Genomic DNA, 16,051 nt, shown 5'->3' with positions numbered 1-16,051 from the left:
ATGTTCGGCTTCCTGCGACGGCCTCCGATCGTGCTGCACGAGCCACTGCTCGACGCCGCGTGGGATGGCCGCGAGCTGCGCCTTGCATGCACCCCTGCGGCGCTCACGACGATTGCCCTCGAACTCGACGGCTGCCATTTCGCGGACATCGCACCCGACGCGAACGGACAGGCGCGCTGCACCTTCCCGTTCTCGCCATCCGGCACGCCATCCGCGATCCTGTTGCCGCGCCGCACGCGCGACGGCGCGGCGCTCGCGGCGACGCCGGTGCGCCTCGGGTTCGGCAAGGCCGGGCTCGCCCCTGCATCGGCGCGCGCGAACAACGCGGCGATCGAGCCGCTTGCGGCGTCGCGCCTGCTGCCGTTCGGCACCGACATCGCGGCACGCGAAGTCGTGGTTGTCGTGCCGGTGTACAACGCCGCCCCACTGGTCGAACGTTGCCTCGATGCGCTGCTCGCGCACACGAGCGGCACTGCGCGCATCGTCGCGATCGACGATGCCAGTACCGACACTGCGATCGCGCCGCTGCTCGCGCGCTTCGCGGCGCAGTCGCGTATCCGGGTCCTGAACCACGAAACCAATCGCGGCTTCACCGCGACCGCCAACCGCGGCATTGCCGAGGCCGGTCGCGCCGATGTCGTGCTGCTCAACGCCGACACGGAGGTCGGGCCGAACTGGCTCACCGGGCTGCGCCGGGCGGCGCATGCGGACGACGCCATCGCGAGCGCGACCGCGGTGTCGGACAACGCCGGCGCATTTTCGGTGCCCGAGCTCGAGCGGTACAACGCCTTGCCCGCCGGTTGGGACACCGAACGCGCGGCGCGCGCGCTGTGGCAGCGCGCCGGTCTTGTCCATCCACACCTGCCGACCGGCAACGGTTTCTGCATGTACCTGCGTCGCGACGCGCTCGACGCGGTCGGCGCGTTCGATGAAGCGGCGTTCCCGCAAGGCTACGGCGAGGAAAACGACTGGTGCCAGCGCGCCGCCGCGCGCGGCATGCACCACGTGATTGCCAGCAACGTGTTCGTGCGCCATGCACGCAGCGCAAGCTTCGGCGACGAGCGCCGTGCCGTGCTCGGCCGCGCCGGCATGGCGGTGCTGCGCAAACGCTGGCCACGCTACGAGGCGGATGTCGGCGCCAGCCTGCACTCGTATGAACGCCTGGTGCTCGACTGGCGCGTGCGCCGCACATATGCGGATGCGCGCGCCGAGGCGGCGCCGAAGGCGCGCCTCCTGTGGGTCGGCGACGACGCGCCTCGCTGGGACGACGTCGAGGTGTGGCAGTTGCGCGCGAATGGCAAGCGCAACGAGTTGCTGGCCAGCGGCAGGGTCGTCGCGGCGAACGACTGGAACGCGCGCGATCCCGAAGCCTCTTATCGAGCGCTGTGGGCGTGGCTCCAGCTGCACGCAATCGAACATCTCGTCGTCGCCGAGCGCAAGGACTCCGCGGTGGCGATCCTGTGCGGCCTGCTCGACATTCCAGTCATGCTGGTCGCGCAACCGTTCGCGGCGAGCGCGGCGGCCGCACTCGCCGCCGGCACACTGCTGCCGCCGACCCCGATTCGTGGAGGCGATGCATGAACCCGATCCGGCGCGCACTCGTCACCGGCGTCAGTGGCCAGGACGGCGCGCTGCTGGCGGCGCGTCTCCTCGAACGAGGGGCCGAGGTCATCGGCACGCATCGTCCCGGCCACGACGGCGAGTCGTGGCGCCTGTGCGAACTCGGCCTCGCCGACGACGCGCGCCTGCGCCGAGTCGCACTCGATCCGGCTGATGCCGCCGCGTGTGCCACCCTGCTGGCGGAGCTGCAACCCGATGCGCTGCTGCATTGCGCCGGCCAGTCGCGTGTCGCCGATTCGTTCCGCGATCCGCAGGCGAGCATTGCTGCCAATGGACTCGCCACGCTGAACCTGCTCGAGGCGGTGCGCCTGCATGCGCCGCGCACGCATTTCGTGCTCGCCGCGAGCGCGGAGATCTTCGGCGCGCCAGCACAGGCGCCGCAGGACGAGCAGACGCCGCTGGCGGCGGCGTCACCGTACGGCGTGTCCAAGTTGCTCGCGCACGCCGCGATCGGTGGCTGGCGCGCGAGCTTCGCGCTCCGCGCATCGAGCGCAATCCTGTTCAACCACGAATCGGAATGGCGCGATGAAGCGTTCGTCACGCGCAAGCTCAGCCGCGCGGTCGCGCGCATCGCGCTCGGTCGCGCCGACGAGGTCGCGCTCGGCAATCTCGATGCGCGGCGCGACTTCGGTTATGCGCCCGATTACGTCGCCGCAATGGTCGCGATGGCCGAGCGTGAAATCGGAGCCGACTATGTGCTCGCGACCGGCCACGCCGCGAGCATCCGCGACTTCGCGACCGCCGCGTTCGCCGCCGCCGGGCTCACGCTCGACTGGTTCGGCGACGGCCTCGACGAAGTCGGCGTCGAACGCGGCCGCGAACGCGTGCGCGTGCGCGTCGATCCGGCATTCTTCCGCCCGGTTGACGCGCCGCTGCTGGTCGGCGATGCGGCGAAGGCGCGCCGCGACCTCGGTTTCGCGCCGAGCCTGGACCTGGCCGGACTCGCGCGGCGCATGGTGGAAGCCGACCTCGCCCGCGAACGCGAAGCTTCGTGAAGGTCATCTTCAACGTCGATGCGATCACCGCGCCGCTGACCGGCATCGGGCGCTATGCGCTCGAGCTCGCGCGCGGGCTGGCGCGGCACGCGGAGGTGGATGCACTCAAGCTGTATTCCGCCTACCAGTGGGTCGACGATCCCGAGCACGCACTCGGTGCGAACCGCACGATTGCCGCGGTGCGGCGCCACGTGCCGTTCAAGAGCGCCGCGCTGGAAGCGTACACGCAGCTGCGCGCAGGCCTGTTCCGCCTGCACACGCGCGGCATGCGCGACTGGTTGCTGCACACGCCGAACTATGTGCTGATGCCGTTCGATGGCGTCGCCTTGACCACCGTGCACGACCTGTCGTGGCTGAACCATCCGGAGACGCATCCGCCCGAGCGCGTGCGATTCCTCGATCGCCACTTGCCGCGCTCGCTCGAACAGGCCGCCGCGGTGTTAACCGATTCGCACTTCATCGCCGACGAGATCGTCGCAAGGCTCGGCGTGCCGCGCGCGAAGCTGCGCGTGGTGCCGCTCGGCGTCGATACCGCGTACCACCCACGCGCGCCCGGCGAATGCGCGGCGGTGCTGGCGCGGCACGGGCTCGAAGGGCAGGCCTACTTGTTGGTGGTCGCGACGCAGGAACCGCGCAAGAACCTCGCGCGGCTTGCGCGCGCGTATGCCGCCTTGCCGGCCCCGTTGCGTGCGCGCCATCCGCTGGTGGTGGTCGGTGCGCGCGGCTGGCGCAACGCCGAACTGGAACGCACGCTGGAGCCGCTCGAACGGAGTCGTGACGTGCGTCGACTCGGCTATGTCGAGGAGGCCGAGCTGCCGCTGTTGTATGCCGGCGCGCACGCGTTCGCATTCCCGTCGTTGTATGAGGGCTTCGGACTGCCGGTGCTGGAGGCGCTCGCGAGCGGCGTACCGGTGCTGACCTCGCAGGGCTCGTCGCTGGAGGAGATCGTGCGCGGACGCGACGGCGAGCTGGCCGTGTGCGTCGACGCGCTCGACGAACGCGCCCTGCAGCACGGCATCGAGCGAGTACTCACCGATGCCGCGTGGCGCGCGCGCGTCGCCGCCGCCGGGGTCGAGCATGCACGCGCGTTCACCTGGTCGGCGTGCGTGGATGCGACGGTTGCGGTGTATCGCGAAGTGCTGGCGTCCGCCTGACAGGATGGCGCGAGCGCGAGTTCGTGCGCTAGGCTGCAGCGACCTGCCAGGAGAACGTCCCGCAATGCTGCGTACCCCGATCCGACTGGGTTTCGGCCTGCTCGTGCTGGCTGGCGCCGCCACTGCAAGGGCGCAGGCGCTGGCGCCGACGCCGTCCGCCGAAGCGCCTGCGGAAACGAACGTGTCGGCGACCGCCGAACGCATCTACGCGAACGCGCGCCCGAGCCTGCTGCAGATCCGTACCCTGGTCGAAGCGGCCGGGCGGCAATCGTCGATCGGCTCGGGCTTTCTGGTCAGCGCGGACGGCCTCGCGATCACGAACTACCACGTCGTTTCGCAGTTCGCACTGGAGCCGAAGACCTACCGGCTCGAATTCGCGCGACCCGATGGCAGCAAAGGCACGCTCAGCCTGCTCGCGATCGACATCGCGAACGATCTCGCGGTCGTGCGTCTCGACGGCAAGGACCTGCCGCACCTCGAGTTCGATCCGCGCGCGGTCGCCGGCGAGCTTCCGCGCGGCGAGCGCGCGTATGCGATGGGCAACCCGCTCGATCTCGGCTTCACCATCGTCGAAGGCACCTGGAACGGCCTGGTCGAGCGCAGCTACAACGAGCGCGTGCATTTCACCGGCGCGATCAATCCGGGCATGAGCGGCGGTCCCGCGGTCGATGGTTCGACGCGCGTGGTCGGCATCAATGTCGCCAAGCGCCTCGACGGCGAACTGGTCAGCTTCCTCGTGCCCGCGCGCAAGGCGGCCGCGCTGCTCGAACGCGCGCGCAGCAGTGCGCCGCTCGGTGTCGCGCAGGCGCGCGAGGAGATCAGTCGCCAGCTGCTCGACTGGCAGGCCGGCTTCTACGCGGCGCTCGCCGCGAAGGGCCTGCGCATGACCGCATTCGGTCCGTACCAGGCGCCGGAAAGCGAGGCGCCCTGGTTCAACTGCTGGGCGCAGACCAACGCCGAACAGACGCCCAAGCCGCGCGCGCGCATGGATGGATCCAATTGCAGCACGCAGAGCTCGCTGTTCATCGCCGATGACATGGAGAGCGGCGCGGCCGAGTTCACGTATGCCTACGTGCGCAGCAGCGAACTCAACGCGTTCCAGTTCGCCGCGTTCGTGACGCCGTACTACCGCACCGCCGCGATGACGCGCTCGTGGTCGCGCAAGCGCCACACGCGAGCACAATGCCACGAATCGTTCGTCGCGCCCGCCGACGCGCACGCGCCGCCGCTGCGTGCGATCTGGTGCGCGCGCGCGTATCGCGATTTCGCCGGCGTGTACGACATCGCGCTGACCACGATCACCCAGGACCGCGACCGGGAAGCACTGGTCTCGCGCATCTCGATGCAGGGCATCAGCTACGACAACGCGCTCGCGCTTGGCCGGCGTTTCATGGAGGCGCTGGCATGGACGAAGTGATCTGGATCGAGCTGCTGTCGCGCCATCGCGAGCACGTCGTGCGCCAGCGCGTCGGCGCGGACATGTTCACCCTCGGCCGGGCCTGGGACAACGACATCGTGCTGGATGATGCGCACGTCGCCGCGCACCACCTGCGCATCGCGCGCGATGCCGACGGTCGCTGGATCGCCGAGGACCTCGGCAGCATCAACGGGCTGCATGTCGAGGGCGAGCGTCGCGCGCAGACGCGCATCGTGCTTGCGCCGGGCACGATCGTGCGCATGGGGCATACGCAGCTGCGCCTGCATCGCGGCAGCGACACGGTCGCGCCGGAACTGCCGCTGCGGCACGCCCGCTCGCCGTGGCCGGCGGCGCTGGCCTGTTGCGCGCTCGTGCTCGCGCTTGCGGTGCTCGAGTTGTGGCTGGGCGAGACGGGCGAGCCGAAACTGGTTCGCTACCTCACCGGCGTGTTGGCCCTCGCCGCGGTCGCGCTGCTGTGGACATCGGCGTGGGCGGCGATCTCGCGCCTGTTTGCGGGTCATGCGCGATTCGGCACGCACCTGCTGATCGCTTCCGCCGGCCTGCTTGCATACTCCCTGTACGATCCTCTCGGCGAGTTCGGCGCATTCGCGCTGTCGTGGACTGCGCTGGCGCGCTACGCCTATGTCAGCGCGTGGATCGCACTCGGCGCGACCTGCTTCGCCCACCTGTGCGCGCTCAGTCGCAAGCGCCTGCCGCTGAAGGCGATCGCGGTAGCGGCACTGGTTGCGCTCGGCATCGGCACGCAGAGCCTCAAACTGTCGGAGTGGCGCGCGAACTACGGCCAGCCGGCGATGCTGCAGCGGCTGGCGCCGCCCTGGCTGCGCATCGCCCGCGCGGAGGAGCCGGGTGTTTTCTTCGCCGGCAGCAGGGACCTGCAAGCCGGCATCGATACCGCGCGCGCGGACGAGCCGGCCGGCGACGATGCCGGTTCCGACGACGATTGATGCGCTTGGCGATCCGGTGGCACGCGCTGCGCGCGTACCGTCCCGACCGTGAATCCGGCGTTGTCGCGCAGCTGCGTGTTCTGACGCCGTTCTTCACGCAGGGCGGGTCGAGCGCGCGCAGCGCCAGTCCCGCCGCCGCCTCGCACGCTCGTTGCTCAGCGCGCGGGTCCGTCGAAGTCGAGGATTGCGATCGTGTCCTCGCGCCGCTCCGAGCGCTTCGGCGCGGGTTGCGTGAGGCGCTTCCACCACGCGATCGCGGATGCGGTCCACGCGCGCGCCGGCTCCTTGCTCGTGCCGAAGTCGAGGCCGCCGACCGCGTCGCGCCCGCTCTGCCGAGAAACCGCGTAAATGCGCAACTGGGTCGCGCGGTCCTTGCCGAACGACGGTATCGGCAGGCGGAAACGCGTGTCGTTCGCCTGGTAGTTCGACGAGGCGAGTTTCGTGCCGCGCGCGTCGAGCCAGTCGACCGTCACCTTGCCGTCGAAGCGCGCCTGCTTCAGGTCGACCAGCACGCCGCGGTTCCAGCGATCGTCGTCGAGCGCAAGCAGGAGCGCGTCGCGCGGGCGTTCGAGTACCAATGCCGGATCGCCGAGCAGGTTGTACATCTCGACCAGAATGCGGTCCTGCGATGCGTTCTTCGCACGCACGATCGCCTCGCCGATCGTTGCGCCGGGTTCGAGCAGGTTCTCGATGATGGTCTTGCTGAACGCGGGTGAGGGCGTGTTGCGCCACGACGCGGCGAACACCGCGACCGCGCCCTTGTCCTTCTCGCGCAGGAAGCGCTCGCCGATCGAGTCTTCGGTCGGGTTGTCGAACGGTGCCGAATAGCAGGTCATCGACAGCACCATCGGCAGGCGTCCGCCATTGCCGAGTTTGGACACGTCATCGAGCGTGAACAGGTCCTGGTTCTTGCGCAGGTCGGGTGGACCGGTGCGCCAGATGTAGCGCCCGCCGTGGCCGATGAAGTGCACCAGCAGGCGACCTTCGTCGATGCCGTCGTGGATCGCGCGCTGATGCACCGCGTTCTCGGTCACGTCGGGCTTTGCATAGACCTTGTCGGCCAGGAAGCCGACCTTGCCGAGCGCGCCGGCGATCTCGTCGGACGCCTTCTGGAACGATGCGATCTCGTCGGAGATGAACATCACGTCGCGCCGCCAGGCGCCGAGCTGCGGCTTGGTGATGTAGTCGATCGTCTTGTCGACGATCGCCGTCACTTCAGCCGGCTCGACCACCGGGAAACGCCCGACCGCGACCACCGGATGCCAGTCGTCGCCGTTGACCGCGCCGAACCAGTTGTCGCTGGCCGACTGGCCTTCCGGCGACGGGAATTGCCAGGTCGGGATCAGGTTTCGATCCGACAGCTTCTTCGGCTTGTTCTCGTACTCGCCGCCCGGTACGGCGCCGAAATGCCCGGGAAACAGCAGTTCGCGATCGGTCCACTTCGCGTAGGCGAGGTCGTTGTAGGTTTCATGGCGGATGTCGAAACTCGAATCCCCCACCAGCAACAGGAAGCGTGGCTTCGACGGCCAGCGGTGATAGGCCGTGTCGACCAGGTTGCGAATCGCCTGCGGATGGGCGATGCCGTGGTTGAACTGGTCGTACACGGCGTCGATGTCGAGCAATGCGACCTTCAGCCCGCGCTTTTCGTGGAAACGGGCGAGTGGCCGGATCGCATCGACGAGACGCGGGTGCGCGACGATCAGGTAGTCGTAGCCCTGCTTCGGTTCGCGCCACTCGCTGCCGGTGACCGCGCGCAGCGACAGGGGTTTGGCCAGGCTGCCTGCGGTCGCCGGCAGCAGGTCGACGCCTGCAGCCGCGGGCGCATACGCGTAGCGGTCGCCTCCGAGCGCACGTGGAACACGGCGCACCCCATCGCTGCCGTAGAGCATGGGCGCATCGTTGCCGCGCGCGACGAGTTGCAGCGACGCACTCGCATCCGCGCGCACGCGCAGCGCGGTGGTGTCCGCGTCGAGGTTGCCCTCGGCGGGATAGTGCGCCTCGATCCAGTTGAGCATCACGACGTCGACGACATCGCTCGTCGCCGCCCACGGCAGCTCGCGCTTCGGCACACGCAGCGTGAGCGTGTTGCCGTGCACCTTCAGGCGCGATGTCGCGACCTGCAACTCGCGCCGCACTTCGTCGCGCCCGTCCCAGTGCAGCGGGGCAAGCGTCTGGCCATTGAGGTCAAGTTCGACCACGTGGTCGGCCGGCTTGTCGCCTTTGTCCTTCGGCGGCGGCTGCAGCGCGGAAAGGCCGCGCAGCGCGAGCACGAGGCGGGACTCGCCGCCGCGCACATCGAGGTCGGCGAGATCGAAACGCAGCTCGAACGGCCTGGGATCGACATGGGTCAGCTTCGCCCATTGCCAGACGTCGGGTTCCTCGCCCGGCTTCTGCTGCTCCTGGTCGAGCCGGATCATCAGGTTTTCCTGCTCGAGGTGCAGCGCGCGTTCGAGCGCCGCGTGTCCGCTTCCCTGCGCCTCGGCCTCGCGCATGCGTGCATGCGTACCCGCTGCGGCGCCGAGCACGTAGGCGTTGTTGACGCTGTACGGGTCGTACCAGCTTTCCGGTCCGTGCAGTGGCTGGCCGATCCATTCGACGTGATCCCCGTCGGCAAACCGCGCACCCGCGGCGACGACGCGCAGCGCAACCTCCTTGCCGGCCTGGCGCAGCCACAGGTCGTCCACCGCGCAATCGGCGAGTCCCGGTTGGGCCGCGACGATCGCGGCATGGTCGAGCGTATATACGCCCGCATGCTCCAGCTCGATGTGCAGTTCGCCGCTGCAGGCGAATGCGGCCGGGGAAGCCGCGAGCAGGATCAGCGCGGTCGCGCGCAAAAGGAAATTCGAGGGCATGGGCAAGGGCAGTAGCGGGAGCAGTGCCCGCGCGGCGAATTGGGACGCAACCTGGCAGGCTACCGGTCCGACCACCTGACCGCAACCGGAGTTCAGCAAGGCGCCCCGGATGCGATCCGGGCGCCGTCACCCCCCAGAGTCCGTTCGTGTCGAGCGCAGCAGCGCGAAGTTCCGCGCAGTCGAAACAGGCTTTGGTTGCCCATCCACTGTCCGACCGCCGCCAGCAGCGCTGTGCGCGTCAGCGGTGGTCGTAGTAGCGCGCCAACAAGGCGGCTACTGCCGGCTCGGCGCGGGCGAACCCGCCCGGATCGGAAAAGTGCAGCTCGCTTGTCACCGCAAAGAATTCATCGGCGCTCTCGGCTGCATACGGATCGATGAAGGTGTCGCGGCCGCGCTCGACCGCGCGCACCAGCCGGTCGTAGCCGGCCTGCATCGTCGCGATCCATTCACGCCGCGCGAGCGACGGCGGCAGCTGCGGCACGCCGTTCATTGCCCCGTCGAGCAGGTCGAGCTTGTGCGCGATCTCGTGCACGACGACGTTGAACCCGTCGAACGGATGAGCGAGATCGGTTGCGACGTCGGCCCACGAAAGCACCAGCGGGCCGCGTTCCCACGCCTCGCCGATGAGGTCTTCCTCGCCCTCGGTGACGACGCCGCTGTGCTCGTCGTGGTGCTCGCGCTTCACGCGGAATTCGCCCGGATAGACGATCACCTCGCGCCAGCCTGCCAGCGCGCCGAAACCGATGCGCAGCACCGGCAGGCAGGCGAGGGCGGCGATCGCGAGGCAATGGCCCGGTTCGAGGACGTGGCCGCCGGCCGCGCTGAAGCGCTTGCTGGCGAGGAACCGTTCCGCCAGCGCGCGCAGTGCCGCGCGTTGTCCGTCGTCGAGGCGACCGAACAACAGCGAACACCCGCACAGCGAGTGCCAATCGGCGTCGCCGATGCGCGGTGAAGGCTGCAGCGCACGCTGGAAGCGCTCAAGCCATGTGCGCATCAAAAGCCTGTGGACGCACCGACGTGCGCCAGCATGGCGACGGTCGACGGATGAAGGTTCGATCCAGGCTGGATCGCGTGTCGGCGTGCATCCCTGACCTGCACGGGATGCGTTCATTCATCAATGGAACTGGAGCCCGTGTCGGCGCACATCCCGGTACTGCACGGGATGAGTTCATCCTGGACTCACTTGATTGCGCCGGGGACCAGGGATTGCCAGCGATAGGTCGGGCGCTTCGGGGTGGCGGCGGCGGGTGCGGCGGGATCGCCGATCAGTTTTTCCGGCAGCGGATCCGGCACGGGCGCAACGCGCTCGGCGTCGCCGCGTGCGCGTGGTGATGCATCGCTGCCGCGCAACGCGCGCGCGCCGGTCGAGCCGCCGCCGCTGTCGATCATCTCGACGACGGCGTTGGCGTGCGATTCGGTCGTGTCCAGAGCGAGCAGGCCGGCGCCGCGCAACGACGCGCCCTGCGCGAGTGCGGAGGCGCTCGCGGTCGTGCCGAGGAGGACGACGAGGAGGAGGGCGGTCTTGTTCATGGCTGTTTTCCTGGCGTGAGCGGCCGAGGAAGGCCGCCATGCTCGCATGATCCGGGTCCCGACTCCAGCCGGTCCGTTGTCGAGGAAGCACGACCTGTGCCAATGACTTCCGGCACGGTGCGGCAAGGGCCGCACGCGGTCGCTGCCTGTCCGCCGGACACCCGCGGACACTTCGCGGACAGCGTCGCCGTCGAGCCGCCGCGCCGCGGCTACACTGCGGCATCGTCCCCGATTCCTGCCTTTCGACCGTGGCTGAACGAAAAACCCGCATTCTCCCTTCCACCGACCCAGCCGATTCCGCGACGGGCGCTCGCGCCGTGCTGGCCGAGCTGTGCCTGCGACCTGCGGTATCCGGCATCGAGCTGGCCGAGCGCCTGGGCGTCACGCGTGCCGCGGTCTGGAAGCAGGTCGAGCGCCTGCGCGAGGCCGGGGTCGAAATCGATGCGCAGCCGGGCAGCGGCTACCGCCTCCACGCGCCGGTGGAATTGCTCGACGCGCCGGGCCTGCGCGCGGCGCTCGCCCCGGCCACGCGCGAGCGCCTCGGTGATCTCGTCGTGCACTGGCAGCTCGACTCCACCAACAGCGAGCTTTCGCGACGAGCCGATCAAGATACGCGCGACCGTCTGGTCTGCCTCGCCGAGATGCAGAGCGCCGGGCGTGGCCGCCGCGGTCGCGCCTGGCGGATGCCGCTCGGTGGCGGCATCGCGTTGTCGGTGCTGAAGCGCTTCGAAGGGCCGATGAGTTCGCTGGCCGGACTCAGCCTCGCGGTCGGCGTGGCGATGGCCGAAGCCCTCGCCGCGTGCGCGATCGACGAGGTCGCGCTGAAGTGGCCGAACGATCTGGTCGCGCGCGGCGCGAAGCTCGGCGGCATCCTGGTCGAACTCGGCGGCGATGCACTCGGGCCGTGCCACGCGATCGTCGGCGTCGGTCTCAACCTGCGCCTTGGCGCGGCCGCCGCGACGATCGACCAGGCGTGCATCGATCTCGCCACGCTTGCAGCGGCGCCCTCGCGGGTGCAGGTGGCGGCGCGGCTCATCGATCATCTGATCGAGGGGCTCGACCGCTTCGCCGCATGCGGCTTCGCTGCGTTCGCCGAGAGCTATGCGCGGCTCGACGCCCTGCAAGGACATGACGTCGAGTTGCTGCAGGGTAGCCACAGGCGCCGCGGCATCGCGCGTGGCATCGACGCACGCGGCGCGCTGCGCGTCGCGTTCGCCGATGGCGACGAGGTCGTCGACAGCGGCGAAGTCAGCCTGCGGATGCGCCCATGAACCTGCTGATCGACTTCGGCAACACGCGGCTCAAATGGGCCTTGGCCGTCGATGGCAGGGCGCGCCCCGGCGGCGTCTTCGCGCATGTCGGCGTGCCGCTCGCGGTCGAGCTGCGGCGCGAGTGGGGCGAACTCGTGGGCATCGACGCGGTGTTCGTCGCCAGTGTCGTATCGGCCGCGCGCGAAGCGGAGCTCGAAGCGTTCGTGCGCGAGCGCCTGCACTGTCGCGTGCATTTCGTGCGCAGCCCGGCGGCCGCGCTCGGCATCCGCAACGCTTACGCGGAACCGCAACGACTCGGGGTCGACCGCTTCCTCGCGCTGGCCGCCGCGCATGCGCGCAAGCCGCGCCTGCAGGTGCTGGTCAGCGCGGGCACGGCCTTGACGGTCGATGCGATCGACGCCACCGGGGAGCATCTTGGCGGCCTGATCGTTGCCAGTCCACCGCAGATGCGCAAGGCGTTGCTGGCCGCGACTGCGCGCGTCGACGCGCCCGGCGGCCACCTGCGCGAGCTGCCGCGCTCGACCGCCGATGCCGTGGTCAGTGGCTCGCTCTACGCGGCCGCCGGTGCGATCGACCGTTTCCGCGACAACGTCGCGCGCCGGTGCGGTGCATCGCCACCGTTGCTGCTCGGCGGCGGCGGTGGCGACGAGCTGGAAACCTTGCTCGAACCGCTCGAACGCGTGCACGACCTCGTGCTGCATGGCCTCGCATTGTGGGCGCAGGCGCCCGCCGGCGGCGACGACACGCAGGCCTGACGGCGCCACGGGCCGCTGCAAGAGCACGCGGGTTCGCTAGAATCATTCCTTCCGCACGTCGAATCGCACCGGGAACCGATGTTCATCCGCGTCCTTTTCATGCTCCTGCTCGCGCTGAACATCGGCGGCGCCAGCTGGCTGCTGTTCGCGAACCGTCCGCAGTCGGAAGAGGCGCCCGCGACCGATCCCGGCGTGCCCCGGCTCGAACTGCTTGCCGAGCGCGACAACGCCGAAGGCGATCACGCCGAACTGGCGAGCGCGCCCGAGAGCCCGGCCGATCTCGCCAATGACCAGTGCCGCCGCTACGGCCCGTTCCAGACCCAGGCCGACACGCGCGCGGCGATGAACGCGCTCACGCCGCTGACCAAGCGGATCCGCATGCGCGAGGAACATGCTACGCAGACGCGCGGCTACTGGGTGTACCTGCCGGCGATGCCGAGCCGCGAACAGGCGCTTGCGACCGCGCGCACGCTGTCCGCCAAGGGCGTGCGCGACTACTACGTGGTCACCGCGGGCGACCAGCAGAACACGATTTCGCTCGGACTGTTCCGCGACCAGGGCAATGCCGAGCGCCGCCGCGCCGAAATCGCCGGCCTCGGCCTGAACCCGAAAGTGAACGCGCGCACCGAGGACCTGCCCGTGTACTGGCTCGACTTCGCGCTCGCCGGCACCGAGCCGGACGACCTCGCCAGCCGCGTCGCGAACGCCGGCGAGGCGCGCATGCAGGTTGCGAAGTGCGAATGACGCGCGCCGCGTATGCCCGCGGTCATGTTGGTCGCGGTGTGGGCGCATGACGGCGGGACTCGCGCTGCGCGCTCGACCGGCCCTACACTAGGCCCCGCAAACGCCGCTTTAGCTCAGTTGGTAGAGCAACCGCCTTGTAAGCGGTAGGTCATCCGTTCGAGTCGGATAAGCGGCACCATCCGCGCAACTGCCGCGCGACGAGCAGGCACAGTTGCCTCTGCCGCAACGCGGCGGAGGCTGGACGTACGATCAGCTCTTGCGCGCTTGCGCGAACGCATCCGCGAACGCGTTGTTCGCGGCAACCGGTGCGCTGGCCGGTTTGCGAGCGGGCGCTTCGCGCCGGCCACCGGGATTGCCGCCACGTTCTTCACGCGGAGCGCGCGCGCCGCCGCGCGCCTCGCCCGGCACATCGTCGAGGCGCATGCTGAGCGCGATGCGCTGGCGTTGCAGGTCCACCTCCATCACCTTGACCTTGACGATGTCGCCGGCCTTGACCGCTTCGCGCGGATCCTTGACGAACGTGTGCGACAGCGCCGACACGTGCACGAGGCCATCCTGGTGCACGCCGATGTCGACGAACGCGCCGAACGCGGCGACGTTGGTGACGCGGCCTTCGAGCACCATGCCGACGGCGAGGTCCTTGAGGTCCTCGACGCCGTCCGCGAATGTCGGCGCGACGAAACTCGGGCGCGGATCGCGGCCGGGCTTCTCCAGTTCCCTGAGGATGTCGCGCACGGTCGGCACGCCGAAGCGCTCGTCGGTGTAGTCCTCCGCGCGCAGCGTGCGCAGGAACGCGCCGTCGCCGATCAGTTGCTTCACCTCGCGCCCGCAGGCCGCGATGATGCGTTCGACCACCGGATACGCTTCCGGATGCACCCCACCGGCGTCGAGCGGATTGGCGCCGTGCGCAATGCGCAGGAAGCCCGCGCTCTGTTCGAACGCCTTGTCGCCGAGGCGCGGCACCTTCTTCAGCGCCGCGCGCGTCGCGAACGCGCCGTGCTCGTCGCGGAACTTGACGATGTTCTCGGCCACGCCCGCCGACAGGCCGGCGACGCGCGCGAGCAGCGGCGCGGAGGCGGTGTTGACGTCGACGCCGACCGCGTTGACGCAGTCCTCGACGCGCGCGTCGAGTGCGCGCGCGAGCTTCGACTGGTTGACGTCGTGCTGGTACTGGCCGACGCCGATCGCCTTCGGCTCGATCTTGACCAGTTCGGCGAGTGGATCCTGCAGGCGCCGCGCGATCGACACCGCGCCGCGCAGGCTCACGTCAAGCGTCGGAAACTCCTTCGCGGCGAGTTCGGACGCCGAATACACCGACGCGCCGGCCTCGCTGACGACGATCTTTGCGATCTTCGCGCGCTCGCCGATCTTCCTGATCATTTCGCCGGCGAGCTTGTCGGTCTCGCGCGAGGCGGTGCCGTTGCCGATCGCGATCAGCTCGACGCCATGCTTCAGGCTCAGCGCGCCCAGTTCGGCGAGCGCCTGGTCCCACTGCCGGCGCGGTTCGTGCGGATACACGGTCGTCGTCGCGAGCAGTTTGCCGGTCGCATCGACGACCGCCACCTTGACGCCGGTACGGATGCCGGGATCGAGGCCCATGACCGCCTTCGGCCCTGCCGGCGCGGCGAGCATGAGGTCTTTCAGGTTGTCGCCGAACACGCGGATCGCTTCTTCCTCCGCGGCCTCCCGCGCGCGCGCGAACAGGTCGAGCATGAGCGACAGATGCAGCTTCACGCGCCAGGTCAGGCGACAGGTTTCCAGCAGCCATGCATCTGCCGCGCGGCCGCGCGCCGCGATGCCAGCATGCACGGCGACGCGGCCTTCGGCTTCGATGTGGCCCTGTTCGGGATCGACGGTCGGCAGCAGTTCGAGCGCGAGAATGCCTTCGTTGCGCGCGCGCATGAGCGCAAGCAGGCGATGCGAGGGAATCTTCGCGATCGCCTCGGCGTGGTCGAAGTAGTCGCGGAACTTCGCGCCTTCGCTTTCCTTGCCTTCGATGACCTTCGCGCGGATCTGTCCCTTCGACCATACCGAATCGCGCAGCTCGCCGAGCAGCATCGCGTTCTCGGCGGTCGTCTCCATGAGGATCTGCCGCGCGCCGTCGAGCGCGGCCTTGATGTCGGGCACGCCCTTCGCTTCATCGACGAACGCGCTTGCACGCACCTCGGGCGCGATCGTCGGATCATCACGCAGCCCGAGCGCGAGTGGTTCGAGCCCGGCCTCGCGCGCGATCTGCGCCTTGGTGCGGCGCTTCGGCTTGTACGGCAGGTAGAGGTCCTCGAGCCGCGCCTTGGTCTCGGCTTCGAGGATTTGCGCCTTCAGCGCGTCGTCGAGTTTGCCCTGCTCGGCGATGCTGTCGAGGATCGCCGCGCGCCGGTCTTCGAGTTCGCGCAGGTAGCCGAGGCGTTCCTCCAGCAGGCGCAACTGGGTGTCGTCGAGCCCGCCCGTGACTTCCTTGCGGTAGCGGGCGATGAACGGCACGGTCGCGCCGCCGTCGAGGAGTTCCACCGCGGCCTTGACCTGGGCCGGTTGCGCGGCGATGTCCGCGGCGATGCGTTGTTCGATGCTGAGCATGCAGTGCTTCGATTCCTGGAGGAGCGCAAATGCAAAGGGCCGCCGTGGCGGCCCTCGAGTTCATTGTGGATGGTGTGGCATCGCTTCACGCGATCCGCGCGGTTGATCGAAATCTGCACCCCGCGAGCCTGTGAAGACATTGTAGGCCAGCGCGTGAACGGTCGTCCATCGACG

Annotated in this window: 12 protein-coding genes and 1 tRNA gene; 9 read left to right on the top strand and 4 right to left on the bottom strand. The window is 69.4% G+C overall.

What is annotated here, in order from left to right:
- From ACILRJ_RS01450 to ACILRJ_RS01430, 5 genes are all read left to right on the top strand, one after another.
- Complete coding sequence (locus ACILRJ_RS01450) at window positions 1-1,581, top strand: glycosyltransferase family 2 protein (RefSeq protein WP_395679629.1); 1,581 nt, start codon at window positions 1-3, stop codon at window positions 1,579-1,581.
- Window positions 1,578-2,615 carry a GDP-mannose 4,6-dehydratase gene (locus tag ACILRJ_RS01445; protein WP_395679627.1) on the top strand — a complete coding sequence of 346 codons (1,038 nt, stop codon included), beginning with the start codon at window positions 1,578-1,580 and terminating at the stop codon, window positions 2,613-2,615. Before ACILRJ_RS01450 ends, ACILRJ_RS01445 begins: the two co-directional genes overlap by 4 nt.
- Entirely contained in the window at window positions 2,612-3,769 is a 1,158-nt protein-coding gene (locus ACILRJ_RS01440) for a glycosyltransferase family 4 protein (RefSeq protein ID WP_395679625.1), read from the top strand. The genes ACILRJ_RS01445 and ACILRJ_RS01440 overlap by 4 nt, the downstream gene beginning before the upstream one ends.
- Before the next feature lie 64 nt (window positions 3,770-3,833).
- Window positions 3,834-5,186, top strand: a complete 1,353-nt coding sequence (locus ACILRJ_RS01435) for a S1C family serine protease (protein ID WP_395679623.1) — start codon at window positions 3,834-3,836, stop codon at window positions 5,184-5,186.
- A complete protein-coding gene (locus ACILRJ_RS01430) occupies window positions 5,174-6,151 on the top strand; it encodes an FHA domain-containing protein (protein ID WP_395679621.1) in 978 nt (325 codons plus the stop codon). The genes ACILRJ_RS01435 and ACILRJ_RS01430 overlap by 13 nt, the downstream gene beginning before the upstream one ends.
- Before the next feature lie 155 nt (window positions 6,152-6,306).
- Here ACILRJ_RS01430 and ACILRJ_RS01425 read toward each other — a convergent pair whose 3' ends face one another.
- From ACILRJ_RS01425 to ACILRJ_RS01415, 3 genes are all read right to left on the bottom strand, one after another.
- Window positions 6,307-9,003: a C25 family cysteine peptidase gene (locus ACILRJ_RS01425; protein WP_395679619.1), complete on the bottom strand. Its 2,697-nt coding sequence runs from the start codon at window positions 9,001-9,003 to the stop codon at window positions 6,307-6,309.
- A gap of 238 nt (window positions 9,004-9,241) precedes the next feature.
- Window positions 9,242-9,997 (bottom strand): zinc-dependent peptidase, encoded by a 756-nt coding sequence (locus ACILRJ_RS01420; protein ID WP_395679617.1) that lies wholly within the window; start codon window positions 9,995-9,997, stop codon window positions 9,242-9,244.
- Window positions 9,998-10,182: 185 nt separating this feature from the next.
- Entirely contained in the window at window positions 10,183-10,533 is a 351-nt protein-coding gene (locus tag ACILRJ_RS01415; protein WP_395679615.1) for a hypothetical protein, read from the bottom strand.
- Window positions 10,534-10,850: 317 nt separating this feature from the next.
- Between ACILRJ_RS01415 and ACILRJ_RS01410 the strand changes: the two genes are divergently transcribed.
- The 4 genes from ACILRJ_RS01410 to ACILRJ_RS01395 all read left to right on the top strand — a co-directional run bounded on the left by ACILRJ_RS01410 (window position 10,851) and on the right by ACILRJ_RS01395 (window position 13,481).
- The gene (locus ACILRJ_RS01410; RefSeq protein ID WP_395679613.1) at window positions 10,851-11,804 is read left to right on the top strand and encodes a biotin--[acetyl-CoA-carboxylase] ligase; all 954 of its coding nucleotides are present in this window, start codon (window positions 10,851-10,853) and stop codon (window positions 11,802-11,804) included.
- Entirely contained in the window at window positions 11,801-12,559 is a 759-nt protein-coding gene (locus tag ACILRJ_RS01405) for a type III pantothenate kinase (RefSeq protein WP_395679611.1), read from the top strand. The genes ACILRJ_RS01410 and ACILRJ_RS01405 overlap by 4 nt, the downstream gene beginning before the upstream one ends.
- Before the next feature lie 78 nt (window positions 12,560-12,637).
- A complete protein-coding gene (locus tag ACILRJ_RS01400) occupies window positions 12,638-13,303 on the top strand; it encodes an SPOR domain-containing protein (RefSeq protein ID WP_395679609.1) in 666 nt (221 codons plus the stop codon).
- A gap of 102 nt (window positions 13,304-13,405) precedes the next feature.
- A tRNA-Thr gene (locus ACILRJ_RS01395) sits at window positions 13,406-13,481 on the top strand.
- 71 nt (window positions 13,482-13,552) lie between these two features.
- Here ACILRJ_RS01395 and ACILRJ_RS01390 read toward each other — a convergent pair.
- Entirely contained in the window at window positions 13,553-15,877 is a 2,325-nt protein-coding gene (locus tag ACILRJ_RS01390; RefSeq protein ID WP_395679606.1) for a Tex family protein, read from the bottom strand.
- Between the last annotated feature and the right edge of the window lie 174 nt (window positions 15,878-16,051).

This window comes from Dokdonella sp., assembly GCF_044227025.1.
In the GTDB taxonomy this organism is placed as follows: domain Bacteria; phylum Pseudomonadota; class Gammaproteobacteria; order Xanthomonadales; family Rhodanobacteraceae; genus Dokdonella_A.
Note: the sequence above shows the minus strand (reverse complement) of the source record. Positions and strands in the feature narration are given on the sequence as shown.